The organism is Aquimarina agarivorans, from assembly GCF_000218485.1.
GTDB classification, from domain to species: Bacteria; Bacteroidota; Bacteroidia; order Flavobacteriales; family Flavobacteriaceae; genus Aquimarina; species Aquimarina agarivorans.
In genome coordinates, this window is the sequence record NZ_AFPB01000138.1 from 1 (window position 1) to 26,622 (window position 26,622).

The window sequence follows — 26,622 nt, forward strand, 5'->3', positions numbered from 1 at the left end:
GTTAATAATAGTTTTAGGACAAAGGATCGAAAAATTATTAATGCGCAATTGGAAAAAGCCCAAAACAATTTAAATTCAGCGACTACCTATTCTGCTAACAATCCGGAAATTATGGTACTCCAAGCGCTTTTGTATACGGCACAAATGATGGAAAATCCAGCAGTATTGTCGCAAAAGTTGGCGCCTAAAATTGTTAAAATTTACGAAACTGCAATGGCAATAGCGCCTGAAAATCCACGGGTAAATGCCAGTTATGCAGAGTGGAAATTAGGTTCAGCAAAGTTTTTTAAAGAAGATACAACACCCATATGTAAAGATTTTGAAAAAAGCTTACTTTTATTTGAAAAGGACAAATCAACAGTGCCTTTTGGTCCTACCTGGGGAAAGGAAAGAGTGGAAATGATGTTAAAACAATGTGGTAAGTAATGCATTTTAAGTTAGTAGTTGCTTACTAAATATGAACAGTGATATAATTAATAGTAAATAGAATAAAATGAAATTATTGAAAAAAATAGCATTTACAAGTGTCAGCTTAACACTAATTGTTCACTTGATCAATGTTATATTTTTTTTTGAAGCGCCTTTTTTTGAAGCACTTTTTAGTATACAATCTTTAAAAATCTCGTTTTTATATAATGGCTCTATAGCTTCGGCTTGCATGATTTTTTTTCATGTTTTGTATAAAAAAATAAGTTGGGAAAAACAGGGAATTAATAATTTGATTTGGGGAGTACTTGGCAGTTTAGTGGTAGTATTACCAGTTTATTTTTTGTGCAGAATTGTTCATTTGGTTTATATAGTTAAAAAGTATGATTTTGAAACTTTTTTGGCAAATGAGGGTTCTACAAATTATTTATTTTCGGCCATACTTACTATATCAGTGTCTTTGTCTTTTCAGGCTGTAGGTTTTTATAAAGCCTATCAGGAAAAAAAACTTAATGAACAGAAAATTATTGCAGGTACTGCTTCGGCAAAATTTGATGCGCTTAAAAATCAACTGGATCCTCATTTTTTATTTAATAGCCTAAATGTGCTTACTTCATTAATTGAAGAAAATACCGAGGCTGCCAGTAAGTTTACCACATCATTATCAAAAGTATATCGTTATGTGTTGGAGCAAAAAAACAAAGATCTAGTTTCGGTTAATGAGGAGCTAAATTTTGCTAAAACATATATGTCTTTATTGCAAATGCGGTTTGAAGATAGTATTGAGCTAACCTTGCCGAAAAGTATAGTAAATCCTGAAGCTAAAATTGTGCCTTTGTCTTTGCAATTACTTTTGGAAAACACCGTAAAGCACAATACGGTAATGCCTAGCAAGCCTTTAAAAATTGAAATTTATGAAAAAGCAGGCTTTTTATATGTTGTAAATAATTTGCAACCAAAAAAAGTGATGCAAAGCGAGAGTGGCGTAGGGTTGTCTAACATTGCGCAACGCTATGCCTTGCTTACTAACAGAGTGTTTAGTACACAAAAAACACGAACTGAATTTGTGGCAAAACTGCCCATTTTAACTAAAAAAATAACTGCCGTTATGGAACAAACAAAAATATTGGATACCAATGATAATTTTAAGTATGAAAGAGCTAAGGAATATGTGGAAAAAATAAAAGGTTTTTACGCCAATCTGATCGCCTATTGTATTGCAATCCCTGGTTTGGCTATATTTAATCATATAACATCACCTCAATTTTATTGGTTTTTCTTTCCCATGTTTGGTTGGGGCTTGGGGGTGATTTTGCATGCATTTAATACCTTTAATAACAATTTGTTTTTAGGAAAAAATTGGGAGGAGCGTAAGTTAAAAGAGTTTATGGAAAATGATAACAACTGATCGTTATGGAAAATTTACAACAACAAAAATTAAAAAAAGCAAAAGAGCACGTTAAAAAAGTGAAAGGATTTTACCAAAATTTGATTTCTTATACTGCCGTAATTTTAGGATTGGTAGCCTTAAATTATTATCAAAATAAGTTGGTGTATCCTTGGGTAGTATGGCCCGCATTTGGTTGGGGATTAGGATTAATTTTTAATGCAATTTCAGTATTTAGTGTCAATCCTTTTTTCAATAAAAACTGGGAGCAAAAAAAGATGAACGAGTTTTTAGAAAAGGAAGCGCTAAAAGAGCGATGGGAATAATGACATTTAGTTTGAAATTAAAAAAATAACAAGTATAAGTATGACCACTGTAATTATTGAAGATGAAAAACCATCGGCTCGAAGGCTTAAACGCATGGTGGAGGCAATGGATATTCATGTGCTTCAGGTGCTGCATTCGGTAGAAGAAGCTATTGTTTGGTACAAAGCCAATACGCATCCGGACCTGGTTTTTTTGGATATTCAGTTAAGCGATGGCCTTTCGTTTGAAATTTTTGATGAGGTAACTATTGAAAGCTCCATAATTTTTACCACGGCTTATGATGAATATGCATTAAAGGCGTTCAAGCTTAAAAGTGTTGACTATTTGCTAAAACCAATTGATCAAGATGAATTGGAGTTTGCGGTTAAAAAATTTAAATCGCAAATTAAAACCTCTAAACCAGAAGTAGATTTTATGGCGCTTACAAAGCTGTTAAGCTCTCCGCCTGCCACTACCTACAAAAAGCGATATACTATTAAGGTAGGGCAGCATCTTAAAATTTTTAATGTTGATGATATTGAGTGTTTTTATTCGGAAAATAAAGGAACCTATTTGCATGCCACAGGAAATAGAAGTTATTTGATGGATACTACCTTAGAACAGTTGGAAAACGAATTGGATATCACCTGTTTTTACAGGATCAGCCGAAAATTTTTCATCAACATTACCGCCATTAAAGATATAGTCGCTTACACCAATTCCAGATTGGAATTAAAGCTCAATCACTTTGATGCTTCAGAGGTAATAGTGAGTAGGGAAAAAGTAAAAGATTTTAAAGCTTGGTTGGAAGGTCAAGTGTAATTCTTTACAATTTGCGGTAACTAGTTCATGCAAATAGATTCGATTTTTTTGAAATGTTGTTCGAAAATAGCTGAAATACTGGTTTACAATAGTTTTAACGATGGTGTTTTCTGTCTTAGTGTTACATTACACGAGACCGTAAACAAAAGTGAAACTATAAGCGATATGTATGCTATTCTTAAGTTCATAATATCTTTTTTTTTAATTTTCAACAACTACTTTTCCTATTGCATTTTTGCTTTCAAGTCTTGCATAAGCTTCTCCTACTTTTTCTAATGAAAAGTGTTGTTCATCCAATAATGGTTTCAAATAGCCTGCTTCAGCAATTGTAGTAATATTACTTAAAATTTCTCCGTGTTGTTCTCTCTTAAAATTGTGTATCATAGGAATAAGCATAAATACAACGTGTAACGATAATCCTTTAAAATGGACCGTACTCAAATCAATTTCGCATAAAGATACAGTTGTTGCAACTTGACCATTTAAGGCAGCTGCCTCAAAGGATTTAATTAAGTTCTCTCCACCTACAGAATCATACACAACATCAAAACCTGCTCCATTAGTATGTTTCTTCACATAATCCTCAACCTTTTCTGTTTTGTAATTTATTGGTTCAGCATCGTAGCCTTTGATGATTTCCATTTGTTCATTACTACCCACGGTAGAATAAACCTTCGCACCAAAATGTTTAGCCAGCTGTACTGCAACATGCCCAACTCCACCAGTTCCGCCGTGTACCAAAACTTTCTGTCCTTTTTTAACATTGGCACGCATTAAACCTTCGTAAGCTGTAATTCCGACCAAAGGAAGAGAGGCGGCTTCTTTCATGGTTAGATTTTTGGGCTTTTTAGCAATTAGTTTAGTATCGGCAGCGATATAATCTGCCAATGTTCCTTGTAAATCTCCTAATCCACCTGCGCAGCCATAGATTTCGTCTCCAATTGAAAATTCAGTAACATTTGTTCCAATTTTTTCAATGGTACCAGCAAAATCCATCCCTAAAATTGCCGGTGTATCAGGTGAAAAAGGCAAGTCCTTTCCCATATTTTTAATCATTGTATCTACTGTATTAACACTTGATGCAGAAATTTTAACTAATACTTGATCGCTTTGTAAAGAGGGTATTTCAACTTCTTTAGCTTCAAAGGTTGCGTTTTCTCCATATTCTCTAATTGTCATTGCTTTCATATTGTGTTGTTTTTTAATTACTATATAAATTATAGTTGCAAAAGTAAGTATAGTAATATATCTTTGCAATAACGGTCAAAAATGATAGTATAAATTATATGGAAGCAGCAGCGCCAAAAATGCTTAATTTCAGAGGTAATGAATACCCTTGTTGTGCAAGCTTAACGATGGGAATTATAGGTGGAAAATGGAAAACAGTTATTCTTTTTCATTTGATGAATGAAAAATTAAGGTATAATGAATTAAGAAAATCAATGCCTACAGTTACTGAAAGAACATTGAGCTTACAACTAAAAGCTTTAGAAGAAGATGGTTTGATTAAAAGAAAGGTTTATACATCAAAACCGCCTTTAAAAGTTGAGTATTCCTTAACTGATTTTGGTAAAACTTTAATCCCATTGATCCAATCTATTGCTGATTGGGGTGATTTTGTTTACGGGAAATTTTCGAAATAGGTGTAAAATAGATTATAAAATGAGCCTGAAAATATGCCGTTGCTTTTTTTAAGGTTAAAGCGTGGATGATTTTAATAGCTTTGGCTATAGAAATAGAACACAATGCAGCTATCGAAAAAAAATAAGTATTTGCGTCTATTTTTTTGTAATTTTTTTGGCGTTTGTCAACGAAGCATTCTTCTATAGCTATAGGCAAGAGGAATGCTTTGGGTGTTGTAACATGTTATTTTGTTATAAGTTTTTTTAAAGGTTTAAGAAATTTTAGATTATTTTTCCGATAATGCTTTGAATAAATTTGTAATATGTTGAATAGTCTCTTTTGGCTCTGTTGTAATTCGAGATTTGCTTTTCTAACATCATTTAGCAGGGTATTCCAGTGTATGTATCTTAAACAGTAAATATAGTTCTTTTAAATAAAGAATGATCCAAAAGGGTGATTAGAGAGTCGCAGACTCATTAATTGTAGCACCACCATTTGCTTGATTTGTTTATATTTGATTTAAGAATTTTAACCATGGAAAAACACCCTGAAATAACAATTAAGTCCAAGGAGACGCTGTCAAAAGATTACTATGTATTGAACAAAATAACAATTGATTACAAAAAAGATGATGGTAGCACCGAAGAGCAAATCAGGGAGGTGTATGATAAAGGAAGTGGGGCGGCGATTCTGCTTTACAATATCAAAAAACGCACAGTAATTTTAACACGTCAATTTCGTTTGCCTATTTATATTAATGAAGGTGAAAAAAACGGCATGGTCATTGAAGTTTGTGCAGGGCTTTTAGAAGGTTTGGATCCAGAAAGTTGCGCTAAAAAAGAGGCGTTGGAAGAAACAGGTTACCAAATTGATAAAGTTAATTTTTTGTTTGATGCTTATATGACACCAGGAGCAGTGATGGAAAAAGTATCTTACTTTACAGCGGTTTATAACGAATCAATGAAAGTTGCATCGGGTGGTGGTTTAGCTGAAGAACAAGAAAATATTGAAGTGCTTGAATTGGATTTTGATATCGCTTATAATATGATAGCTAAAGGGGAAATTGTAGATGGCAAATCTATTATTTTACTACAGTATGCTTGCATGAATATTTTCAACAAAAAAAGCCACTAAAAACTGTAGTTTTAAGTGGCTTTAATTTATTTTATAGTTTTCCCTTTCTCGTTATGAAAATGGTATTCTAAATACGTGTAAGCGTCTCTTGGTGAGATCTTAATCCAATGCTTATAGTTTAAGGACCATTTAGCACGGATGGATGGAAAGCCTTTAGTTAAAAAAGCTGCAATAAAAGGGTGAGCAGTAATGCTAACACTTTTATTCTTTTTGTTGTTAATGAGTTTCTTAAGTTCAACCTCAATTTTATTCACCAAAACAATTGGTGCTTCTACCTCGCTACCAGAACCATTAGGGTTCACCTCGCGGGTTTTAATGTTTGTTTCGGGTCGAACACGCTGTCGCGTTATTTGTACCAATCCAAATTTACTTGGAGGTAAAATTTTGTGTTTTGCTTTGTCATCAAGCATTTCGTTACGGAGGTAATCAAATAATTTACGTCGATTTTCTGATTTTCCCATATCAATAAAATCAACAACTATAATTCCTCCCATGTCTCGAAGCCTTAGTTGACGAGCAATTTCTTTTGCGCTTATTAAGTTTACTTCAAGCGCGGTGTCTTCTTGATTTCGGGCTTTGTTTGAACGGTTACCACTGTTTACATCTATTACATGTAGTGCTTCAGTGTGTTCAATTACAAGGTATGCGCCTTTACTCATAGAAACAGATTGTCCAAAACTTGTTTTAATTTGGCGTTCGATGCCAAATTTTTCAAAAATAGGTTCTTTGTTTTTGTAGTGCTTAACAATGGATGTTTTATTGGGTGCTATTTCGGTTAGGTAATCTGTTACCTGATTGTATAGATCCTCTTCATCAACATGAATTCCTGTAAAGGTATCGTTAAAAACATCTCTTAGAATAGAGGAAGCTCTATTCATTTCGCCTAGTACTTTTGAAGGGTGTTCCGCTCTGTGTAATTTGCTACACATAGTTTCCCAGCGTTCCACTAAGTTTTCTAAATCTTTGTCTAGTTCTGCTACTTTTTTGCCTTCTGCAACAGTACGAATAATAACACCAAATCCTTTAGGTTTAATACTTTTTACTAATCGTTTTAAGCGATCTTTTTCCTCATTACTGGTAATCTTTTGTGATATAGATACTCGGTTTGAAAAAGGAACTAAAACGATATAACGTCCAGCTATCGAAATTTCGGAGCTTAAACGCGGACCTTTAGTGGATATTGGTTCTTTTACTATTTGTACTAATACAGACTGATTTGCTTTGAAAACATCGGTTATTACACCGCTTTTTTCAATGTCTTTTTCAGTGCGAATATTCTCAAGTGAATATTCCTTTAATTTACCTGTGCTTACACGTTTCACAAACTTTATCAAAGAGTTAATTTGAGGGCCTAAATCATGATAATGTAAAAAGGCATCTTTTTCATAGCCTACATTTACAAAAGCTGCATTTAGCCCAGCAACAGGTTTTCTAATTTTGGCAATAAAAATATCACCAACTGAAAAGTCGCTGTTGTCTTCCTCTTTGTGAAGTTCGATTAGTTTTCCATCCTTTAGTAAGGCAAAATCTGTAGATGAACCCGACCTAATAATTAATTCTTTATTCATTTTATTAGGTTTATGCGTTATTAAAACGCGGTTATTACAAATTTAATCACAGGAAATATATAAGTACATTACCATTTATCTTGCAACAAATAATTAGGTGATGTACTTACTGTATTTTCCATTAAACACATAATAAAATGTGTTTTATTTCAATGAACTGTTTTTTAAAAAAAAGAAAAAGTAGTACGAGACTACTTTTTCTTGTGACGGTTAGCTCTTCTTCGCTTTTTACGCTTATGAGTTGCTACTTTATGTCTTTTACGTTTTTTACCGCTTGGCATATATTAAATTATTTATTGGTTATTTTACTACTGTACTTCTACATTAGTTTTCACACCTTCAATGAAAACTTTTGCTGGCTTAAACGCAGGAATGTTGTGAGCTGGAATTTTAATAGTGGTATTTTTAGAAATATTTCTTCCAGTTTTTTCAGCTCTAGTTTTAATGATAAAACTACCAAAACCTCTTAGGTAAACGTTGTCACCGCTTTCCAATGATGTTTTTACTTCGGACATAAATGTTTCAACGATAGCTTGAACATCATTTTTTTCCATTCCTAACTTCTCTGTAATGTTTGCAACAATATCTGCTTTTGTCATAATATAATAATTATTTTCGGGGTTAACTTACCTGCAAATATATGAATTTAAAACTCAAATTATCAACAGATAACGATTATTTTATATTATTTAAACGCTTATGTTTGTGAAAAAAGTATGTGGCCTGCAAATTTTTATAAGATATTGTCATTCTGGTACTTAGAAAACAAAAGAGACTTGCCGTGGCGAAAATCCCGTAACCCTTACTACATATGGCTTAGCGAAATTATACTGCAGCAAACCAGAGTGGCGCAAGGTTTGCCATATTTTTTAAAATTTTCAGAAACATTTCCTTCTGTTTTTGATCTGGCAGCTGCTCCGGAGGATAAAATACTTAAACTTTGGCAGGGTTTGGGGTATTATTCCCGGGCAAGAAACTTGCATGCTGCCGCTAAAATGGTGGTTGATCTGTATAACGGTGAGTTTCCTAAAAAATATAAAGAATTGATTAAGTTAAAGGGAGTAGGTGTATATACGGCAAGTGCAATCGCATCATTTGCGTCAAACGAAGCTGTGGCTGTGGTAGACGGAAATGTATACCGAGTTCTTGCACGGATTTTTGGAATATTTACTCCTATTAATAGTACGCAAGGTGAAAAGGAATTTAATGAGTTGGCTTTATTACTTTTGAATACAAAAGATGCAGCAACGCACAATCAGGCAATCATGGAGTTTGGTGCATTGCACTGTACGCCTAAAAAACCAAAATGTGATGATTGTCCTTTTCAGCAGAATTGTTATGCTTTTAAGGAACGAGCCATAGCAGAGCTTCCAGTAAAGCTAAAAAAAACAAAAGTCAAAAAAAGGTACTTTACCTATTATATAGTAAGATGTAAAAATGAGCTGCTGTTGCATAGACGAGGACCTAAGGATATATGGCAGGGTTTGTATGAGTTTCCTTTAGTTGTTTCTGAAAATGAGCTAAATACTGAAGCGGCTACAAAAGAATTTAATCAATTATTTGGAGAATCTGCTGATGGTTTTCGGTTAATTCAAAAAAATCAAAAAGCACATAAATTATCACATCAGCATTTGTTTGCTAGTTTTTATGAGGTGCAATTAAAAGAATTGCCTATAACTAATATGTATCAAAAGGTGTGTTTTGTTGAAATTGAAACCTTTCCTGTGTCAGTATTAATTTCAAATTTTTTAGAAAGTTATTCGTTTTAAGATAATGTAACTGATACTTACTATTGTTTAAAAAGTAATCTTCTTGTGGTTAATGTTGAAAATTCTGTTTGTGTTTTTTTGTAAATTTACTTTCTAATAATTTTATTATGGCAGGCACATTAAATAAAGTTATGCTTATTGGGCATACAGGAGATGATGTTAAAATGATGTATTTTGAAGGAGGCGGAGCTATTGGGCGTTTTCCACTAGCTACAAATGAAGATTATGTCAATAAAAGTACGGGCGAGCGGGTAACAAATACCGAATGGCACACTATTGTGGTGCGTAATAAGGCTGCGGAAGTTTGTGAAAAGTATTTAAAAAAAGGCGATAAGGTCTATGTTGAAGGAAGATTAAAAACTCGTAAATGGCAAGATAATGAAGGTAAGGATCGTTATAGTACTGAAATTCAATGTATGGAATTTACCTTTTTAAACCCTAAAAGCGAAAATGTAAGCGGGAGTAAAGTTCAGCAAAATCAAATGCCCTCAAGTCAAACTGCTCAACCAAGTAGTAAGCCTAATGCAATAATTAAAAGTGAGTCAATTGATAAGGCTGTTGATGAGGGTGATTTGCCATTTTAATGAAATGCGGCTTATTTTAAATACAAATATTAGTCTAAAAGTTTAAACCAATTCGATTACTAAACACAACTTAATTGGATCCTGATCCCATAAATTTAATTTACATAATTCCTTTTGAACCACTAATTAAAGTGTTATTGCTGATGGTGCTTTTGCTCATGTCGGCATTAATATCAGGCAGCGAAATTGCTATGTTTTCATTAGCCCCTTCGGACTTAGAGCTTTGTGATGATAATAAAAAGCAAAAAGCCATACGGGGAATAAAAAAGCTATTAAAAAAGCCAAAAAAGTTGTTGGCCACAATTTTGGTAGCAAATAATTTTATAAACATTGCTATTGTGCTATTATTTGATTCCTTGGGGGGGTATTTTTTGGATGATATTGATAAAATTATTTGGGGATGGTTGCATGTTCGTTTTTTTGTAGAAGTTGTTTTAGTAACCTTTCTTATTTTACTGTTTGGCGAAATTTTACCAAAAATATATGCCAATAGGAATAATTTATCTTTTGCTATTTTCATGGTGCGACCATTGCGTCTATTAAATAGAATGTTATTTTTCATAAATTCACCAATGCACTACGTTACGCTTAAAATTCACAATCAATTTGCAGATCAAAAATCTGATATCAGTGTAGGGCACCTTTCTCAAGCGCTTGAGGTGGCCTCGGATACGGATACTTCATCCGACGAAAAGCGTATTTTGCAAGGTATTGTTAGTTTTGGGAATACCGATGTAAAACAGGTGATGTGTCCCAGGTTGGATCTATTTTCGCTACCAAGCGATGAAACCTTTGAAAGAGTGGTGAGCGCAATTGCTGAAGAGGGTTTTTCTAGGGTGCCTGTTTTTGAGGGCAGTCTTGATAAGGTTGTTGGGGTTTTGCATGTTAAAGATTTGTTGTCACATTTAAATAAAAAGAAATTTAATTGGATGCAATTAGTGCGTAAGCCAATGTTTGTTCCTGAAAATAAAAAGTTGGATGATATTTTAACTGAGTTTCAGGAAAAGAAAAATCATTTAGCCATCGTTGTAGATGAATATGGTGGAACAAGCGGTTTGGTAACAATGGATGACATTATTAGTGAAATAGTAGGTGATATTAGTGATGAATATGATGATGATTTAATTTTCAACAAATTAAACGATAACAATTATATTTTTAGTGGGCGTACGCATTTAAAAGATTTTTATAAGGTGGTCAGGTTAAAAAATACGATTGCTTTTGAAAAATATAAAGGAGAAGCGGAAACACTAGCGGGTTTTTTGTTAGAAATTTCAAACAACTTACCAAAAAGGGGCGATCAAATATATTTTATGAACTATGTTTTTAAAATTGAGTCAGTCGATCGAAAGAGAATTAAAGAGATAAAATTTACAATCAAGAATGCAAAAAAATAATAATAAGCCAAAACAAAAGGATTTTCTAAAGCATTATGCATTTACTGCAATTAAAACAGCAGGTGTGTTTTTGGGAGTTATGTTTTGTTTAATAAGTTGTAAGCAAGAGGTGTTGCCTAAACCAAAGGGGATGTTGAGTTTGGAATATGACAAGCCTGTTTATGAAAAAAGTATCGCTGAATGTGGGTTTAGTTTTCAGAAAAATAAATATGCATTGCTAAAAAAAGCCCTAAAAAAGCATAAGTGTGGTTATATAATCAATTATCCAAATTTAAATGCTTCCATGTATTTAACATATAGAGCGGTTAATAATGATTTACGCAAATTACTTACCGATGCCCAAAACTTAACGCAAGAGCATGTGGTTAAAGCGGATGAGATTATTCCTAAAGAATATGTGAATGATGCGCATAAAGTGTACGGGATGTTTTATGATGTTTTAGGTAATGCAGCTTCGCAGTCGCAATTTTATGTTACTGACAGTGTTCGGCATTTTCTATTAGGTTCTATCTATTTTAATGCAAAGCCCAACTACGATTCGATTTATCCAGCTGCAAAATACCTTCAACGCGATATGCGTCATTTGATGGAGACTATTCGGTGGGAAAAGGATGAATCTACTATTTTTAAATAATTTAACACTTATTTTGATAATTTAAGCTGTATATTTTTGTAATTTTAAGTATATCAGTAAATTTAATTGTGTTTATTAGTTGAATTATAAAATTGGTGTTATGAATAAATCTAAGCTTCCTGTAGTTTTCGGTATTGGAATAGCAGTGGTGTTAATTTTAACTTTTTTAATTTTTGCATCATTTGGTTTACATACCAATCCAATTTATAGTTTAATAAATGGTGTGTTCATGGCTTATGGCATGTTTCTTTCAGTAAAAATGTATAAAAAGGAAAAAGGGAACCTTTTTAAGTATGAGAAAGGTTTTGTGGCTACATTTTTAACAGGTTTAAATGCTACAATTATTTTTACGATATTTTTTGCCCTTTATGGTAGTATGATTGAACCTGATTACATTTCAGTAATGTTAGGCAATTGGAGTTCGCATTACAATACTCCTGAAGGTTTGGTGGTTTTTGTCGTGTTTGTAATGGGTATGGCAACAACAATGGTGTTAACTTTAGCATTTATGCAATTATTTAAACCAAGCTGGAATACACATCAGGCAAAACCGAAAATTGAATTAGGTAGTATTTGAAATTAGTGTATAAATAGGCTGTTAATTACTTACAATAAGTTAAATATTAACTTTATAAAGTTTATTTTATCTCGTGGAAACTTATTTTTGATAAGTAAAGTGGCAGCTAAGTGGAAGCCTTGTTTTTATAGAAAAGCAAGGCTTCTTTTTGGTTTCGTATGGAGCTTTCTTCAGGAAGTAACGTTAATTGTCGCTTGAATTTAATACTGGTTCTTTAAGTAGAATTATAATTTTTTTGTTTGTTTAATGGTGAAATAACACGTTGACTTTAGCTACAACATAAACTGTCTGTTAGATAAGAATGGTTATGTCGGAAACAGTATTTAGGTTGGGTAAAAAGAGCGTTGCATATTGTTGTGTTTTAAACAGTAATAGTAAATAGTGTGCAATGACAAAGGGAGTTGTAGTTTCCTTTTGAAATGTCAAACAAAAATGAGCCAATTTAGATGAGTAATTTAATGTCGGAATGTATCATATTGAATATTTCTTAATATTCTTCTGAAAGTATTAGGGTCAAAAGTAAAAAATTATTTTTTTTGGGGATGTAAATTACTAAATAGGACTATTTTTTTAGAATATATTGTAGATTGATAGATTATTTGTACTTTTGCAAACCATTATTGGAAAAATAAATTATTAATACTTACGCTATGTACGCAATTGTAGAGATAGCAGGGCAGCAATTTAAAGTTGCAAAAGACCAAAAAGTATTTGTGCATCGTTTAGCAGGGAACGAAGGTGATACCGTTACATTTGATAATGTATTACTAGCTGCTGAAGGAGAACAAATTACTGTAGGCGCCCCAGCTATAGAGGGAGCTCAAGTAGGAGCAAAGATCTCTAGACACCTTAAAGGTGATAAAGTAATCGTTTTTAAGAAGAAAAGACGTAAAGGTTACAGAAAAAAGAACGGACACAGACAATCACTTACTGAAATCGTAATTGAAAGTATTGTGGTAAGTGGAGCTAAGCCAGTAAAAAAAGACGAAGCGCCAAAAAAAGCAGCAGCTAAAAAGTCAGCAGCCAAAAAAACGGCTAAAGGAGATGACCTAAAAAAAATTGAAGGTATTGGGCCAAAGGCAGCTGAAGCTTTAGTAAATGCAGGTATTGATACTTTTGCTAAACTAGCAAAAGCGGATCCAGCTAATATTAAAGAAATTTTAGTAGCAGCAAGTTCTCGTTTAGCGCATTTGGAGCCAGGAACTTGGCCTCAGCAATCTCAATTAGCCGCTGATGGTAACTGGGATGAATTAAAAGTATTACAAGATAAGTTAGACGGAGGGAAGTAATTCCGCTCTAAAGTTTAATCCTTTTTGCGGTAACGTAAAAAACAAATCGAAATAAGATGGCTCATAAAAAAGGGGTAGGTAGTTCGAAAAATGGTAGAGAATCAGAATCGAAACGATTAGGTGTTAAGATCTTTGGTGGTCAAGCTGCTATTGCAGGTAACATAATCATTCGTCAAAGAGGAACTGCTCACAGACCAGGTGAAAATGTTTATGCTGGTAAAGATCATACTTTACATGCTAAAGTTGATGGTATAGTAAAGTTCACGAAAAAGAAAGATAATAAATCTTATGTTTCAATTGTTCCTTTTGAGGCATAATTGAATCTAGTTTTTTATAAGATATAAAGCTCGCTGTGTAAACAGAGGGCTTTTTGTGTTTCCTGTTTTTAGCTTGTTTTGTAAGGGGCTCTGTGTAATTTTAAGCCAAATTCAAGCCATAAACGTTGGCGCAATCAATTTGAGGCATCATCTAAATGGATTGCTATATAATAATTATATAGCGGTATATTGATTTGCTTTCTGTTTGTTTAAAACGAGAAATTGTATAGAGGAAATGCTAATCAAGTTTTCTAAAGTGAAGTCTTTAGGGGTGCTTATGAGAGCTTGGCTAAAAAAAATAAGCAGTTCAATGCCTTTGTTAATTGTTAAGATTAATTTAAACCTTATGAGGTTAAAGTGGTGATGTATTTTTTTGGTGTTGTTCCGTATTTTTTTTTGAAAGCAGCAATAAAATGACTTGATGTGCTATAGCCAACCTTATGGCCAACTTCATTTACATTGTTACCTTCGGCAAGTAATTTGCAGGCTAGTTCCATTTTGTGGTCAAAAAGAAAAGTGTAAACTGGTTCGCCGTAAATTTGTTTGAATCCATTTTTCAATTTTTTCAAAGGTAAACCAATTTCCATAGCTAAATCTTGTAACGTTGGTGGTTCGGCCATACGGTCGATAATAATTTTTTTAGCGTGTTTAATTTTTTGAACGTTAAGCTCGTCAGCCAAAAACGGACACTGTTCAATATCGGCATCTTCAGGCTTATTAAAGTGAAGGCTCAATAATTCATACGCTTTTGCTTTATGGTACAGGTCTTTTAAGGAGCTGTGTACATTAAAATTCATCAATTGATTTAATACTACTGCCATAGATGGTGAAATGGCTTTATCGGCATAATATTTTTTGTCGCTATTCTCGGAACTTAAAAATGGAATATAATTCGCTTCTGCAGAAAAAAGACTGTGGAATTTTTTAATTGATACAAGTAAGGTAATTAACCATGAATTTGCTTCAATCTGAAGGTTCATTGGCAGCTCCCTTTTTGGATTGTAGAGTAGGAGCGATGTTTCCTCCTTCATGGGCATCATATACGCCCCGTTGTTAAAACTAAAAAGTCCATTGCCCTTGATGGCGTAATGAAATTGTATAAAGCTGCTGTCAATATCCCGAACAACAGTTTGTGTTTTGTCGGTTTCATTTTGGAATTTTAAAATCAAAAAATAATTTTCTAAAGGAATTTCCTCCATTAACCCTTCTGCGATGTTTTTTGATACAATTTCCATGTGTTCTTATTTTTTTGTGGGAGCAGTTTGCCTTATTAGCTACTCAAATATACAGTATTGACAATAATTAAGGCTAATTTTTAGTAATTTATTGACAAGTGACAAGGTAAAAGGCTTTGAACGACATTTATAAAACTTTCAGCGTTATGAAAAGTACTACGATTATAGTATTTTTGTGACATCCTTAACGATAAAATATTTATGGAGCCCCATTTACGAGCAAAAGGAACAAACTTTTACAGTATTGGACTTAGTTATAAAAAAGCCGATGTTGTAACACGCGGTAGTTTTAGTATTACTGATGAGGCTAAAAAGAATATTTTAAAGCAGGCTAAAAAAGAGGGTGTTGAATCATTACTCATTATGTCCACGTGCAATCGAACCGAATTGCACGGTTTTGCACAGCATCCATTTCAACTCATAAAATTACTTTGCGAACATACGCATGGAACTGTTGAAGAGTTTGAAAAAGTAGCTTATGTATTTAAAAACTCTAAGGCAGTAAAACATCTTTTTAGAGTGGGCACAGGTTTGGATAGTCAGATACTTGGGGATTTTGAAATTATTAGTCAGGTAAAGCATGGTTTTAAGCTGGCTAAACAATACACCATGATTAATCCATTTATGGAACGCTTGGTAAATGCTGTAATTCAGGCAAGTAAGCGAATAAAAAATGAAACTGAAATTTCGTCTGGAGCTACGTCGGTATCTTTTGCATCAGTACAATACATAATGCAAAATGTGGATGCTATTTCTACAAAAAAAATTGTGCTATTTGGAACCGGAAAGATTGGTCGCAATACTTGTGAAAATTTAATTAAGCATACTAAAAATGATCATATTACATTGATCAATCGTACGAAAGATAAAGCCGAAAAAATAGCAGGCAAATTTAATTTAGTGGTCAAAGATTATGCTAATATTCAAGCGGAAATAAAACAAACCGATGTATTAGTTGTGGCTACTGGAGCACAAAATCCAACAATTTCAAAACAGTTAATTCATACGAGAAAACCACTTTTAATTCTTGATTTATCAGTACCAAGAAATGTGTCCGATGATGTGTTGGAATTGCCAAACGTAAGTTTGGTACATTTGGATAATTTATCGCAAATTACGGATGATACTCTAGCAAAGCGTGAGTTGCAAATTCCAAATGCGGAAAAAATTATTGATGAAATTGTAAATGACTTTAACGCTTGGTTAGAAACGAGAAAATTTGCGCCTACAATAAAAGCATTAAAAACAAAACTGACCTTAATTCGCGACAGCGAAATAAATCAATTGCGAAAAAAGAAAGGTGATTTTGATGCCAATGAAGCGGCATTAGTAAGTGATCGTATTATTCATAAAATTACTTCGCAATTTGCAAATCATTTGCGCGAAGAGCAACATAACTCAACGGATAGTATAGAGTTTATTCAAAAAGTATTTCAACTTCAAAATTTATAAGATTGAGCAAAGTAATTCGGATAGGAACCCGTGATAGTGAGTTGGCTATGTGGCAAGCCAAAACAGTTCAAAAACAGCTTGCAGATTTGGGATATCCTTCAAAGTTACTTCCTGTTAAGTCAACTGGCGACTTGATTTTAGACAAACCTTTATATGAGTTGGGAATTACTGGTGTTTTTACCAAAACATTGGATATTGCTATGATTAATGGTGAAGTTGATATTGCAGTACATTCCATGAAAGATGTGCCAACGTCACTTCCAAAAGGAATTGTTGAGGCGGCGGTGCTAAAACGTGCCAATGTTGCTGATGTGTTAGTGACCAAAGGGAATGATTATAAGGTTGCCAATGCAACAATTGCCACAGGAAGTTTGCGTAGGCAAGCTCAGTGGTTGCATAAATACCCAAGTCATACGGTGGTTGATTTGCGAGGGAATGTAAATACTCGCATGCAAAAACTAAAAGATAATAATTGGCAAGGAGCAATTTTTGCAGCAGCTGGCTTAGAGCGTATTGGGCTTGCGCCAGAAGAGGTAATTTTGCTAGATTGGATGATTCCCGCTCCAGCACAAGGAGCCATGTTGGTTGTTGCCATGGAAAATGATACGTATTGTAAAGAAGCTTTAGGACAACTTAATGACCCCGTAACGCAATTATGTGTGCACATAGAGCGTGATTTTTTAAGAAGTTTAGAAGGGGGCTGTACAGCACCAATAGGTGCGCTGGCTGAAATTAAGAATAATAAAATTCACTTTGAAGGGGTGCTTTTCTCGCTCGACGGAAAACAAAAGCTTAGTATTTCAAAAACAAGTGATTTAAAAGAGGCATCAGTCATAGGTGTCAAATATGCTGAGGAATTATTAGCACAAGGAGGAGCAATGTTAATGAAAGAAATCAAGGCAAACTTGAAAAAGTAGTTGCATAAGAATTTAATAATTGAAAACAATTTTATCAACAAAAAAATTAAGTTTATCGCAAAAGGAACATTTGTTAAATGCGCAATTGGCTGTTGTTGATGTTAATTTTATTGCAACTACGCCTATTCCATTTTTAGTCCCCAAATTTAAAATTGAAAACGCCATTTTTACTAGTTTGAATGGAGTAAAAGCAGTTATTGATAAGGAAATAGTTATTGAAAATAGTCTTTGTGTAGGCAATAGAACTGAGCAGTTATTACACGATTTGGGTGTTGCCGTTCAATTTTGTGCACCAAACGCTCAGGCACTTTCAGAATATATAATAACAAAATATAGGGATAAGCACTATCATTACTTTTGCGCTAAAGACCGCTTAAATACGTTACCCGATGCATTGACAAAAAATAAAATTAACTGGGATGAAATTCCAGTTTATAAAACCATTCTAACACCAAAAAAATATGAACAACAATTCAATGGAGTGTTGTTTTTCAGTCCATCAGGTGTGGCAAGTTATTTTGCAAAAAATAAAGAGCCGCTACATAGTTTCTGCATAGGTGAAACTACAGCAAAGGCATTAAAAAAATATACAAAAAATTACACGGTGGCTTCACAGCCTAGTATTGAAAATGTACTAATTAAAGCCATAAAACATTTTAGAAGCAATGATTAAGAACGATTTATTTTTGAGAGCGCTTAAAGGAGAAACTGTTGAGCGTCCGCCAGTTTGGATGATGCGTCAGGCGGGGCGTTACCTTCCTGACTTTATGAAATTAAAAGCTAAATATGACTTTTTTACACGTTGTCAAACTCCAGAGCTAGCTACCGAAATCACAGTTATGCCAATACATCAAATAGGTACGGACGCGGCTATTTTGTTTAGTGATATTTTAGTAGTACCACAAGCAATGAATGTTGAGGTGCAAATGAAAGATGGTATTGGACCTTGGTTGCCAAATCCAATCAGATCTCAAAAAGATGTTGATCAAGTGATCATTCCTAACATTGAAGAAACTTTGGGTTACGTGATGGGTGCTATTAAAATGACAAAAGAATCGTTAAAAGATGAAGTACCTTTAATAGGGTTTGCAGGTTCGCCTTGGACAATTTTGTGTTATATGGTACAAGGGCAAGGATCCAAAAACTTTGATAAAGCTAAAGCCTTTTGTTTTCAAGAGTCAGTAGCAGCCCATTCGTTATTACAAAAAATTACGGATACTACTATTGCGTATTTAAAAGCTAAAGTAGCTGCAGGGGTAAATGCAGTTCAAGTTTTTGATAGTTGGGGAGGAATGTTATCCCCAGTGGATTATCAAGAATTTTCATGGAAATATATTCAACAAATAATTGATGCTTTAAAAGAAGAAACACCAGTAATAGCTTTTGGAAAAGGTTGTTGGTTTGCTTTGCAGGAAATGAGTAAGTCTGGAGCATCGGCCTTAGGGGTGGATTGGACATGCTCGGCACGTAATGCACGTTATTTAACAGGGGGAAATATTACATTACAAGGTAATTTTGATCCTTCGCGTTTACTTTCGCCTCCGGCAGAAATAAAAAAGATGGTGACTCAAATGATTAACGAGTTTGGAAAAGATCGTTACATCGCTAATCTTGGACACGGTATTTTGCCAAATATTCCAGTAGCAAATGCACAGGCTTTTGTTGATGCAGTTAAGGGGTATAGATAAAATGTTATGCAAGGTTTTCAAACCTTGCAGGAAGGGTGTTGTGCTGATTTTGTAATTATATTGAATAGTTACCTAGAGTATCCTACAAGGTTTTCAAACCTTGCAGGAAGCGTGTTGTGCTAATTTTGAAATTATATTGAATAGTTACCTAGTATATCCTGCAAAGTTTTCAAACCTTGCGGAAGTGTTTAATTGTTTCGTATTTAGTATTTAAAAATAGCATAACATAATACAGATGAAGTTAGAAGTTATAGAAAAAGATTGCTTTTATCACATTTATAATAAAGGGATTAACGGTCAAGCTATTTTCTCCATAGCAGAAAATAAGTATTATTTTTTAAGACAATTTGATAAATATTTGAAAGATGCGGTTAATGTTTATGCTTATTGCTTAATGGATAATCATTTTCATTTTGTTGTTGAAATAATTTCCGATGAAAAAAAGGTCATTCAGAAATTTTCTAATTTTTTCAATTCATATGCACAAGCTTTCAATAAGCAAGAGGGTAGGACAGGTAGTTTATTTGAAAAACATTTTAAAAGAATCAAACTTAAAAACGAACATTATTTAAAGAATCTTATCCGATATGTTCATTTGAACCCAAAAAATCACTTAGGGTTGAGTTTTGAGAGCTATAATTTTTCCTCTTATAAAGGAATGGTATCTAAAAATTCAACAAAATTAAAAAGAATAGAAGTCCTAGAATTATTTGGGGTATAGAGAATTTTATCGCAGCACACAGCCAAGATACAGATGTTTTAAGTAAGAAGTACACTTTAGATTAGAATTGGACGGTTACAGCAGACTATAATAATCAAACATTTTAATTAAAATGAAAGAAAAATTTTATCAATACATACAAAATCTACAAGACGAAATCACTACTGCTTTAGAAAAAGTAGATGCTAAAGCTACTTTTCAGGAAGACCTTTGGGAGCGCCCTGAAGGTGGAGGTGGTCGTACCCGTGTGATAGAAAATGGGGGCGTTATAGAAAAAGGAGGAGTCAATATATCCGCAGTTCATGGGTCACTGCCAAAAACCATGCAAGCTTATTTTAAGGTTGAAGATGTGGATTTTTTTGCATGTGGTTTAAGTTTGGTTATTCATCCTAAAAACCCAATGGCTCCTACAGTTCATGCCAATTGGCGTTATTTTGAAATGTATAACAAACAGGGCGAAATTGTAGATCAATGGTTTGGTGGAGGACAGGATTTGACACCTTATTATTTATTTGATGAAGATGCTATTCATTTTCACAGCACATGTAAAATAGCCTGCGATAAACATGGTGCCGAATTTTATCCATTATACAAGCAGAAATGTGATGAATATTTTTATAATGCACACCGAGGAGAAGGTCGTGGGATAGGAGGCTTATTTTTTGATTATTGTAAAGCTACCCAAGACCGAAGTATTGATGACTGGTATGCATTTGTAACTGAAGTAGGTAATAGTTTTACGTCTGCTTACGTCCCAATTTTAGAGAAAAGAAAAAATTTAGAATTTACAGAAGCACAACGTGATTGGCAGGAAATTCGTCGTGGTCGTTATGTAGAATTTAATTTGGTACACGATAAAGGAACATTGTTTGGTTTGAAAACCAATGGTCGTATCGAAAGTATTTTGATGAGTTTACCTCCAAGCGTACAATGGCGTTATAATCACGTTCCAGAACCAGAAACAGAAGAAGCCAGGTTGATAGAAATACTTAAGAAACCTATAGATTGGTTAGCGCAGTAGCCAAATGAGGGATGAGTAAGCGTCTAAAACGGTCAGGATTGTCTTGAATTTTATGCTTTTCTATATATTTTTTTAGTTGACAAATTTTTAAATCAGGATGGTCGGAGCAATTAAACTTGGAGTAATAGCCTTTGAAAAAGGTAATTCTGGTGGATTTTTGTAAAACGGTATAAATATCCTTATGTCTTGAATCCTTTAAAATTTTATTATAAAATAAATCTTTAACTATAGTTTCTTCACCTTCGAGTATTTGAAAAAAAAAGCCAGAAGAACACAATAACACACCTGAAATTTTATTTCTGTTATTGTATTGTTTTGCAGCTTCTAAAATATGATCCTGTTCCTCTTTGGAAACAGATTTACATATTTTGCTCACAAAACAAATGACATGAACCATATAAAAAGCAAATTAATTAGTTATTATGCGACAAAATACAAAAAAATAGCAAAATTAGCATTTATTTGTAGTATTTTGATTACTTTTTAACATGTGTTTTATTTTGGTTTTTTTTCAAATTTTTTGCTATTTAATCATTGTAATATATAATTTTATTCTAAAAAGCTAAATTGCTGTGCAAATATCTTTTTTTAGGAGTGAAAACTTTTAAAAAGTTATTTTTTTGAGAAGTTTCAAAGTTAGCGAGGCTTTGATTGGAATGGATGATTTATTGAAGGTAATTTGGCAAAAGGATGGAAATCATTTTTTAAAGGTTCAGATTTTGAGTGTCTTAGGTTATAAGCCAATTCTAATGATTTAAGTGTTTCTGAAATTCCGAAGCCATTATTTTTTAAAATATGTTTGTAGGATTCAGTGTGAAGATCTGTAAAACCAGCGCTAAATTCCAGTTCTTCATTATCAATTTTTATCGTTCTAAACGTACGCTGCCCTTGTGCGACAACTTCTTCGGGTAAAGTGCTTGAATTAATAGAAAGAAACCAACGAACATTAGCATTCTTCAATCGCAATACGCCAGAAGCTCTATCATGTTCCATTAAGTGTACCGTACTTTTTTCGACATCGCCGAAAATCCAAATAAGCATATCAAAAAAATGTATTCCTATGTTTGAGCAAATACCACCAGATTTTTCAATAGCTCCTTTCCATGATGCATAATACCAATTTCCTCGTGAGGTAATGTAGGTTAAATCAATATCATGAATTTTTTCTTTTGGGCTACTTTCTATTTTCTGCTTTAGCGCAATTATAGATGGATGCAAACGTAATTGTAAAATAGTGTTTACTTTATTATTAGAGTGGGCTTCCAATTTAGCTAAAGCTTCAGCATTCCATGGATTTAACACTAAGGGCTTTTCGCATATGGCATGGGCGCCATTTCTAAGTGCAAATCTAACGTGTGCATCGTGCAAATAATTAGGTGTACAAATAGACATATAATCTACAGCCTTATTGTTTTCAAGTCTAATTTTTTCAATGTGTCTGTCAAAGCGCTCAAATTCAGTAAAAAAACGTGCTTTTGGGAAGTGTGAATCAATAATGCCAACACTATCGTTGGGGTCAAAGGATGATAGTAATTCGTTTCCGGTGTGTTTTATGGCTTTTAAATGTCTGGGAGCAACAAAACCAGCTACCCCCATAATGGCAAAATTTTTCATCGATAATTTTTAAACAGCAATTACGCCGTTTTCAGTTAGTTTATAGTTTTCATAACTTTCGGGACAAACGGCTATTTGCTCTTCGTTAAATTGCAATCGGTGTCCATATTTACTTACCCAGCCAACTTGTTTGGCAGGATTTCCTACTACAAGCGCATAGGGTAAAATAGGTTTCGTTATTACGGCACCTGCTCCTATTAAGGCGTAAGCGCCAATTCTGTTACCGCAAATTATGGTTGCATTAGCACCAATTGTAGCTCCTTTTTCCACATAAGTTTCTAAAAATTGATTTTTTCGAACAATAAAACTTCTTGGATTTATAACATTGGTAAATACCATGGATGGACCTAAAAAAACATCATTTTCGCAAATTACCCCAGTGTAAATTGAAACATTGTTTTGCACTTTTACACCATCACCAAGTTTTACATTGGGTGAAACAACAACATTTTGTCCAATATTACAATTTTTACCAATAATAGCATGCGGCATTATATGAGAAAAATGCCAAATTTTAGTTCCAGATCCTATTTCAGCGCCATGATCAATTATTGCAGATTCATGAGCAACATATTTATTTGGATTATTCAATTAAATAATTTTATATTAAAGATAATAATTTGGTTACTTTATTAAAGCTTAAATTCAAGCTAAAACGGTAGGTTTTAAAAATTTGTTATTTCAAATTTTTAAAAGAAAATTTTTAACAGTTTGCTCTTATATTAGTCTTGGATTTGAGTAAACTTTGTAAATTCTTACTTTTTAGGAATTGTTTTAACGAATAAGAGCTAATTAATGCATAAAATTATTATATTTAGAAATGTAAAATATATTAAAATGAGACACTTGAAAAATATTGCTTTAGCGTGTTTATTATTAATTTTTACTAATACACTCCAAGCACAAGATACAACTAATCCTTCTGAATCGGTGAAAAAGAGTGTGATTAGAAATGTAAAAACCTTAAAAAATAAATTGGTACTGTCTGTAAGTCAAACTGAAAAAATTACAGAACACGTTACCAAATACGAAACAGCAAAGTATGAAATCTATTTATCAAAAGATGAAATGGAAATGAAGAATAAAAAGCTTTCTGAATTAGAAGAAGCACATCATAAAAGGATTGAAGAAGAGCTTTCTGAAGCTCAAAGGAAGAAATTTATTGCGGCTATCGCTGATTCTAAAAAAGGAGTTTAAAAAGCTTTAAGCCTAGTTGTTGTAACTAGGCTTTTTTATTTTCAAAAATGAGGTATGGTAAAAATCCGAAATATAGTTGTTCTGTTGCACGGACATAATACCGTACCCGAAATCAAATTTCCCATTAAAAATAGTTCTTTTCTGCTTGATACTTTAAGGCAAATCAATATTGTAGCTAAGGCTATGCTTATATTTTTTATGTTAAAGTATGAATTGTAAAGGTATTACTTGAAATAGCTTTTTTCAATTAATTCATAAGCTTTCAAAAATTGCTGGTCTTCTTTGTTTTTGTACAGGTTTTGTAATTCCTTTTTTCCATTCGTTCCAAGTTCATGCGCATATGCTTTGTCTAAAAGCAGCATTAAATTTCGGCGAAAACTTTTGTAATCTTTATAAATTAATCCACATTTGTTAGTTTCAATTAATTCTTTTTGTGCTTTACAGGGTGTGGCTAAAATGGGTATTTCTCCATACATGTATTGAAATAGCTTATTTGCTACACCTGAATCATGTTGTGCATTTACTTCAAAAGGAGCTAGCCCGATTTGTGTTTTTTTCAAGTAGGCAGGCAGGTATTTAACATCAGCCCACGGTAAATAAGTGATGTTGTTTTTTAAGTCCTTACTGTTTATTAAGGTAGTAAATTCGTTTTTGTCTGCTTTGTCTACTGGGCCAATAATAAGTAAGTTAAACCGAAGTCCTTCTTTTAGTAGTGAGGCCATCCAGGGTAAAATAGAAAGTATCCCTCTACGTTTGGCAACTACTCCAAAATAGAACAACGTTGGTAGGGATGAAGTGTAGTCAACGTGCAAGTTTTGTGTTTCGAAATGCTTAAAACTATTCAAGTTTGGCATATTTGGGTTTACAAAAATAGCATCAGTAGCAAGAAAGGAATATCTTGAAATAAGATTTTGTTTAAAACTATTACTCAAAACAATCAGGTAATCCGCATACTTTAAATAAGAAGCTTCTTTTATATACCATTTTTTTGGTTGTACAATGTATTTGCGCCAGCCCTTTGTTGCCCACTGATAACTGTTGATTGCAGCAGGATAATTTTCATGCAAATCTAGTATCAAAGGTATTTTTTTATTGCTTTTTTTAATACCTAAATGAGTAGCCTTGCTCATGTACAAATCATGAGTATGAATTGCATTTAGTTCAAAATTAGTTATAAACTTGGCAATTGATTTAACCCAAAATTGCTCATAAAAATTAAAGTTCGTGCTTAAAAGAACAAGTAGGTCTTTTATTTTTTTAGGAATTTTAACTCGTACTACTGTAAAATTTGAGTAGTGTCGATAATTATCACCAAAATCAAAACAAAGTACGCATATTTGATGTCCTTGATTTAAAAGTAATTGTATTTCTTTCTGAACCCGATGGTCATGGTCAAATTCGTTATCTACAACAACACCAATTTTAAGCATACTTTATAAAGATAAAGATCAGTTGATTTTAATGTTGATAAACAATAGCGTTAATATTCATACCAGCACCAACACTTGCCAGTAAAAGCACGTCACCTTTGTTGATTTCATGAGGATGCAGGTTACCTTTTAAAATTAAGTCATAAAGTGTTGGAACAGTGGCTACACTGCTGTTTCCAAGTTTGTTTATGCACATTGGCATTATTTGGGGAGGCGTTTCCATATCAAAAAGCTGGTAAAAACGCTTTACAATGGCCTCATCCATTTTTTCATTTGCCTGGTGGATTAGTATTTTATTAATATCCTGAATATTAAATTTGCTTTCATCGAGGCATTTTTTCATGGCTAAAGGAACATTTGTAAGCGCAAACTCATAAATTTTTCGCCCATGCATTTTTATGAAGTAAGTATTATCAGCAGTAGCATTGTAGCTTTTGCCATTAAATATGAAATTTGCTTCATTCAAGGTGAAACTTGCGGTTTCATGACTAATAATTCCGCCTATCTCAGTAGTACTTTCAATAATACTCGCTCCTGCACCATCAGCATATATCATAGAGTCTCTGTCATGCGGGTCAATAACTCTTGAAAGTGATTCGGCACCAATAACTAAGCATTTTTTAGCAATACCAGCCTTTATAAAAGCATTTGCTTGTATAACTCCTTCAACCCAACCAGGACATCCAAAGATCAGATCATACGCAACACAACTAGGGTTTTTAATTTGCAGCTTTTGTTTTACGCGCGATGCCAAACTGGGGATCATGTCTGCTTGTCCATCACCATATTTTACATCGCCAAAATTATGCGATACAATAATATAATCAATAGACTCAGGATCACATGATGCATTTTCAATAGCGCGTTGCGCAGCAACGTAAGCCATGTCAGAGGTGTTTAAATTTTCTGAGGCATAGCGACGTTCTTCAATACCAGTTATAGCAACAAACTTTTTTATTATAGTCTTATTATTTTGTTTAAAGTTTGATCCATCAATATTTAGAAAGGAATGATTTTCAAAATCTTCATTAGCAATAACCTTGTTAGGGATATAGCTTCCAAGTCCTGTAATTTTAATACTCAATGTGAGGTTTTTTTTGGTTGTACTAACAAATTTACAAAACCTAAATGACTTTGGTTTTCATAACTGTTGCTATGGAGAGCGCATTAGTTTTTAATTTGTCAGAAATTGTTCCACAAAAGTAACGATCTACCGTTTTATTTAATAAGAAAAGCCAATGATCAAAATGAGAAAAATCCATTGTAGCTTTTGAATGTATATTTTTGTGTATTTCTAACAGGTTTTTGGTATAGCTGCCTTTGTGAAATAGATTATATTCCCAAAAATCAATAATAATAGGGAGGTGTGTTTGTAAGTTAATGGCGACAACCTCAGTAAAAAAGTATCCAATCTTTGGGTCGCTCATTGCGATTTCGTAAAAAGAATTGAATAAAAATTCTAAATCAGCACGGTTTTGGATATCAGTCATTAGCGATACAGTCTAAATTTTTAC

Annotated in this window: 30 protein-coding genes; 20 read left to right on the top strand and 10 right to left on the bottom strand. The window is 33.2% G+C overall.

What is annotated here, in order from left to right:
• The 4 genes from GMC_RS0107690 to GMC_RS0107705 form a co-directional block, all read left to right on the top strand.
• Positions 1–426, top strand: a 426-nt coding sequence (locus tag GMC_RS0107690) for a hypothetical protein (RefSeq protein WP_010521584.1), incomplete at its 5' end; no start/stop codon positions are given.
• A gap of 67 nt (positions 427–493) precedes the next feature.
• Positions 494–1,834 carry a 2TM domain-containing protein gene (locus GMC_RS0107695; protein WP_010521585.1) on the top strand — a complete coding sequence of 447 codons (1,341 nt, stop codon included), beginning with the start codon at positions 494–496 and terminating at the stop codon, positions 1,832–1,834.
• Between the two features lie 5 nt (positions 1,835–1,839).
• Positions 1,840–2,139, top strand: coding sequence for a 2TM domain-containing protein (locus tag GMC_RS0107700; protein ID WP_010521586.1), 300 nt, complete (start codon positions 1,840–1,842; stop codon positions 2,137–2,139).
• 40 nt (positions 2,140–2,179) lie between these two features.
• Positions 2,180–2,941: a LytR/AlgR family response regulator transcription factor gene (locus GMC_RS0107705; RefSeq protein WP_010521587.1), complete on the top strand. Its 762-nt coding sequence runs from the start codon at positions 2,180–2,182 to the stop codon at positions 2,939–2,941.
• Between the two features lie 201 nt (positions 2,942–3,142).
• Here the strand turns inward: GMC_RS0107705 and GMC_RS0107710 are convergent, their stop codons facing one another.
• Positions 3,143–4,129 (bottom strand): zinc-dependent alcohol dehydrogenase family protein, encoded by a 987-nt coding sequence (locus GMC_RS0107710; RefSeq protein ID WP_010521588.1) that lies wholly within the window; start codon positions 4,127–4,129, stop codon positions 3,143–3,145.
• Between the two features lie 98 nt (positions 4,130–4,227).
• Between GMC_RS0107710 and GMC_RS0107715 the strand changes: the two genes are divergently transcribed.
• Both GMC_RS0107715 and GMC_RS0107720 read left to right on the top strand, forming a co-directional pair.
• Positions 4,228–4,584: a winged helix-turn-helix transcriptional regulator gene (locus GMC_RS0107715; RefSeq protein WP_010521589.1), complete on the top strand. Its 357-nt coding sequence runs from the start codon at positions 4,228–4,230 to the stop codon at positions 4,582–4,584.
• Between the two features lie 514 nt (positions 4,585–5,098).
• Positions 5,099–5,698 carry an NUDIX domain-containing protein gene (locus tag GMC_RS0107720; RefSeq protein WP_040472485.1) on the top strand — a complete coding sequence of 200 codons (600 nt, stop codon included), beginning with the start codon at positions 5,099–5,101 and terminating at the stop codon, positions 5,696–5,698.
• Positions 5,699–5,724: 26 nt separating this feature from the next.
• Here GMC_RS0107720 and GMC_RS0107725 read toward each other — a convergent pair whose 3' ends face one another.
• Together GMC_RS0107725 and GMC_RS0107730 are read right to left on the bottom strand one after the other, a co-directional pair.
• Positions 5,725–7,266, bottom strand: coding sequence for an Rne/Rng family ribonuclease (locus tag GMC_RS0107725; RefSeq protein WP_010521591.1), 1,542 nt, complete (start codon positions 7,264–7,266; stop codon positions 5,725–5,727).
• Positions 7,267–7,574: 308 nt separating this feature from the next.
• Positions 7,575–7,865, bottom strand: a complete 291-nt coding sequence (locus GMC_RS0107730) for an HU family DNA-binding protein (RefSeq protein WP_010521592.1) — start codon at positions 7,863–7,865, stop codon at positions 7,575–7,577.
• A gap of 117 nt (positions 7,866–7,982) precedes the next feature.
• Between GMC_RS0107730 and mutY the strand changes: the two genes are divergently transcribed.
• The 7 genes from mutY (at position 7,983) to rpmA (ending at position 13,833) form a co-directional block, all read left to right on the top strand.
• Positions 7,983–9,035 (top strand): A/G-specific adenine glycosylase, encoded by a 1,053-nt coding sequence (mutY, locus tag GMC_RS0107735; RefSeq protein WP_010521593.1) that lies wholly within the window; start codon positions 7,983–7,985, stop codon positions 9,033–9,035.
• Positions 9,036–9,142: 107 nt separating this feature from the next.
• Positions 9,143–9,619, top strand: coding sequence for a single-stranded DNA-binding protein (locus GMC_RS0107740; RefSeq protein WP_010521594.1), 477 nt, complete (start codon positions 9,143–9,145; stop codon positions 9,617–9,619).
• Positions 9,620–9,693: 74 nt separating this feature from the next.
• A complete protein-coding gene (gldE, locus tag GMC_RS0107745; RefSeq protein ID WP_010521595.1) occupies positions 9,694–11,016 on the top strand; it encodes a gliding motility-associated protein GldE in 1,323 nt (440 codons plus the stop codon).
• Positions 11,003–11,650 (top strand): gliding motility lipoprotein GldD, encoded by a 648-nt coding sequence (gldD, locus tag GMC_RS0107750; RefSeq protein WP_010521596.1) that lies wholly within the window; start codon positions 11,003–11,005, stop codon positions 11,648–11,650. The genes gldE and gldD overlap by 14 nt, the downstream gene beginning before the upstream one ends.
• A 100-nt stretch (positions 11,651–11,750) precedes the next feature.
• Positions 11,751–12,227, top strand: a complete 477-nt coding sequence (locus GMC_RS0107755; protein WP_010521597.1) for a DUF4199 domain-containing protein — start codon at positions 11,751–11,753, stop codon at positions 12,225–12,227.
• Between the two features lie 650 nt (positions 12,228–12,877).
• Positions 12,878–13,516 (top strand): 50S ribosomal protein L21, encoded by a 639-nt coding sequence (rplU, locus tag GMC_RS0107760; RefSeq protein ID WP_010521598.1) that lies wholly within the window; start codon positions 12,878–12,880, stop codon positions 13,514–13,516.
• Positions 13,517–13,572: 56 nt separating this feature from the next.
• Positions 13,573–13,833: a 50S ribosomal protein L27 gene (gene rpmA, locus GMC_RS0107765; RefSeq protein ID WP_010521599.1), complete on the top strand. Its 261-nt coding sequence runs from the start codon at positions 13,573–13,575 to the stop codon at positions 13,831–13,833.
• Between the two features lie 344 nt (positions 13,834–14,177).
• On the opposite strand, the gene GMC_RS0107770 is transcribed toward rpmA, so the two are convergent.
• Positions 14,178–15,068, bottom strand: a complete 891-nt coding sequence (locus GMC_RS0107770; protein WP_010521600.1) for a helix-turn-helix domain-containing protein — start codon at positions 15,066–15,068, stop codon at positions 14,178–14,180.
• A 201-nt stretch (positions 15,069–15,269) separates the two neighbouring features.
• Here GMC_RS0107770 and hemA point away from each other — a divergent pair, with 201 nt between their 5' ends.
• From hemA to hemF, 6 genes are all read left to right on the top strand, one after another.
• On the top strand, positions 15,270–16,520 hold the full coding sequence (gene hemA, locus GMC_RS0107775; protein ID WP_010521601.1) for a glutamyl-tRNA reductase: 1,251 nt from the start codon (positions 15,270–15,272) through the stop codon (positions 16,518–16,520).
• A 2-nt stretch (positions 16,521–16,522) separates the two neighbouring features.
• A complete protein-coding gene (hemC, locus tag GMC_RS0107780; RefSeq protein WP_010521602.1) occupies positions 16,523–17,437 on the top strand; it encodes a hydroxymethylbilane synthase in 915 nt (304 codons plus the stop codon).
• 19 nt (positions 17,438–17,456) lie between these two features.
• Complete coding sequence (locus tag GMC_RS0107785; RefSeq protein ID WP_010521603.1) at positions 17,457–18,110, top strand: uroporphyrinogen-III synthase; 654 nt, start codon at positions 17,457–17,459, stop codon at positions 18,108–18,110.
• Entirely contained in the window at positions 18,103–19,125 is a 1,023-nt protein-coding gene (gene hemE / locus GMC_RS0107790) for a uroporphyrinogen decarboxylase (RefSeq protein ID WP_010521604.1), read from the top strand. The genes GMC_RS0107785 and hemE overlap by 8 nt, the downstream gene beginning before the upstream one ends.
• Before the next feature lie 235 nt (positions 19,126–19,360).
• Complete coding sequence (locus GMC_RS19470) at positions 19,361–19,846, top strand: transposase (protein WP_010521605.1); 486 nt, start codon at positions 19,361–19,363, stop codon at positions 19,844–19,846.
• 112 nt (positions 19,847–19,958) lie between these two features.
• Entirely contained in the window at positions 19,959–20,867 is a 909-nt protein-coding gene (gene hemF, locus GMC_RS0107800) for an oxygen-dependent coproporphyrinogen oxidase (RefSeq protein ID WP_010521606.1), read from the top strand.
• On the opposite strand, the gene GMC_RS0107805 is transcribed toward hemF, so the two are convergent.
• The 3 genes from GMC_RS0107805 to GMC_RS0107815 all read right to left on the bottom strand — a co-directional run bounded on the left by GMC_RS0107805 (position 20,845) and on the right by GMC_RS0107815 (position 23,072).
• Positions 20,845–21,243, bottom strand: coding sequence for a BLUF domain-containing protein (locus tag GMC_RS0107805; RefSeq protein ID WP_238527948.1), 399 nt, complete (start codon positions 21,241–21,243; stop codon positions 20,845–20,847). The two genes, hemF and GMC_RS0107805, sit on opposite strands and share 23 nt — an antisense overlap.
• A gap of 260 nt (positions 21,244–21,503) precedes the next feature.
• Positions 21,504–22,481, bottom strand: coding sequence for a Gfo/Idh/MocA family protein (locus tag GMC_RS0107810; RefSeq protein WP_010521608.1), 978 nt, complete (start codon positions 22,479–22,481; stop codon positions 21,504–21,506).
• Positions 22,482–22,490: 9 nt separating this feature from the next.
• Entirely contained in the window at positions 22,491–23,072 is a 582-nt protein-coding gene (locus GMC_RS0107815; protein ID WP_010521609.1) for an acyltransferase, read from the bottom strand.
• Positions 23,073–23,318: 246 nt separating this feature from the next.
• Between GMC_RS0107815 and GMC_RS0107820 the strand changes: the two genes are divergently transcribed.
• Positions 23,319–23,678: a hypothetical protein gene (locus GMC_RS0107820; protein WP_010521610.1), complete on the top strand. Its 360-nt coding sequence runs from the start codon at positions 23,319–23,321 to the stop codon at positions 23,676–23,678.
• 224 nt (positions 23,679–23,902) lie between these two features.
• Here GMC_RS0107820 and GMC_RS0107830 read toward each other — a convergent pair whose 3' ends face one another.
• From GMC_RS0107830 to GMC_RS0107840, 3 genes are read right to left on the bottom strand one after another with little or no spacing between them, the layout of a single operon-like run.
• Positions 23,903–25,108 carry a glycosyltransferase gene (locus tag GMC_RS0107830; protein ID WP_010521611.1) on the bottom strand — a complete coding sequence of 402 codons (1,206 nt, stop codon included), beginning with the start codon at positions 25,106–25,108 and terminating at the stop codon, positions 23,903–23,905.
• A 28-nt stretch (positions 25,109–25,136) separates the two neighbouring features.
• Complete coding sequence (locus tag GMC_RS0107835) at positions 25,137–26,192, bottom strand: 3-oxoacyl-ACP synthase III family protein (protein WP_010521612.1); 1,056 nt, start codon at positions 26,190–26,192, stop codon at positions 25,137–25,139.
• Between the two features lie 40 nt (positions 26,193–26,232).
• On the bottom strand, positions 26,233–26,598 hold the full coding sequence (locus GMC_RS0107840; protein WP_010521613.1) for a group III truncated hemoglobin: 366 nt from the start codon (positions 26,596–26,598) through the stop codon (positions 26,233–26,235).
• Between the last annotated feature and the right edge of the window lie 24 nt (positions 26,599–26,622).

Excerpts from the sequence above, each read along its gene's own strand:
- GMC_RS0107695 (WP_010521585.1), top strand. The coding sequence starts at position 494 with ATGAAATTATTGAAAAAAATAGCATTTACAAGTGTCAGCTTAACACTA.
- GMC_RS0107700 (WP_010521586.1), top strand. The coding sequence starts at position 1,840 with ATGGAAAATTTACAACAACAAAAATTAAAAAAAGCAAAAGAGCACGTT.
- GMC_RS0107705 (WP_010521587.1), top strand. The coding sequence starts at position 2,180 with ATGACCACTGTAATTATTGAAGATGAAAAACCATCGGCTCGAAGGCTT.
- GMC_RS0107710 (WP_010521588.1), bottom strand. The coding sequence starts at position 4,129 with ATGAAAGCAATGACAATTAGAGAATATGGAGAAAACGCAACCTTTGAA.
- GMC_RS0107715 (WP_010521589.1), top strand. The coding sequence starts at position 4,228 with ATGGAAGCAGCAGCGCCAAAAATGCTTAATTTCAGAGGTAATGAATAC.
- GMC_RS0107720 (WP_040472485.1), top strand. The coding sequence starts at position 5,099 with ATGGAAAAACACCCTGAAATAACAATTAAGTCCAAGGAGACGCTGTCA.
- GMC_RS0107725 (WP_010521591.1), bottom strand. The coding sequence starts at position 7,266 with ATGAATAAAGAATTAATTATTAGGTCGGGTTCATCTACAGATTTTGCC.
- GMC_RS0107730 (WP_010521592.1), bottom strand. The coding sequence starts at position 7,865 with ATGACAAAAGCAGATATTGTTGCAAACATTACAGAGAAGTTAGGAATG.
- mutY (WP_010521593.1), top strand. The coding sequence starts at position 7,983 with ATGTGGCCTGCAAATTTTTATAAGATATTGTCATTCTGGTACTTAGAA.
- GMC_RS0107740 (WP_010521594.1), top strand. The coding sequence starts at position 9,143 with ATGGCAGGCACATTAAATAAAGTTATGCTTATTGGGCATACAGGAGAT.
- gldD (WP_010521596.1), top strand. The coding sequence starts at position 11,003 with ATGCAAAAAAATAATAATAAGCCAAAACAAAAGGATTTTCTAAAGCAT.
- GMC_RS0107755 (WP_010521597.1), top strand. The coding sequence starts at position 11,751 with ATGAATAAATCTAAGCTTCCTGTAGTTTTCGGTATTGGAATAGCAGTG.
- rplU (WP_010521598.1), top strand. The coding sequence starts at position 12,878 with ATGTACGCAATTGTAGAGATAGCAGGGCAGCAATTTAAAGTTGCAAAA.
- rpmA (WP_010521599.1), top strand. The coding sequence starts at position 13,573 with ATGGCTCATAAAAAAGGGGTAGGTAGTTCGAAAAATGGTAGAGAATCA.
- GMC_RS0107770 (WP_010521600.1), bottom strand. The coding sequence starts at position 15,068 with ATGGAAATTGTATCAAAAAACATCGCAGAAGGGTTAATGGAGGAAATT.
- hemA (WP_010521601.1), top strand. The coding sequence starts at position 15,270 with ATGGAGCCCCATTTACGAGCAAAAGGAACAAACTTTTACAGTATTGGA.
- hemE (WP_010521604.1), top strand. The coding sequence starts at position 18,103 with ATGATTAAGAACGATTTATTTTTGAGAGCGCTTAAAGGAGAAACTGTT.
- GMC_RS19470 (WP_010521605.1), top strand. The coding sequence starts at position 19,361 with ATGAAGTTAGAAGTTATAGAAAAAGATTGCTTTTATCACATTTATAAT.
- hemF (WP_010521606.1), top strand. The coding sequence starts at position 19,959 with ATGAAAGAAAAATTTTATCAATACATACAAAATCTACAAGACGAAATC.
- GMC_RS0107810 (WP_010521608.1), bottom strand. The coding sequence starts at position 22,481 with ATGAAAAATTTTGCCATTATGGGGGTAGCTGGTTTTGTTGCTCCCAGA.
- GMC_RS0107820 (WP_010521610.1), top strand. The coding sequence starts at position 23,319 with ATGAGACACTTGAAAAATATTGCTTTAGCGTGTTTATTATTAATTTTT.
- GMC_RS0107830 (WP_010521611.1), bottom strand. The coding sequence starts at position 25,108 with ATGCTTAAAATTGGTGTTGTTGTAGATAACGAATTTGACCATGACCAT.
- GMC_RS0107840 (WP_010521613.1), bottom strand. The coding sequence starts at position 26,598 with ATGACTGATATCCAAAACCGTGCTGATTTAGAATTTTTATTCAATTCT.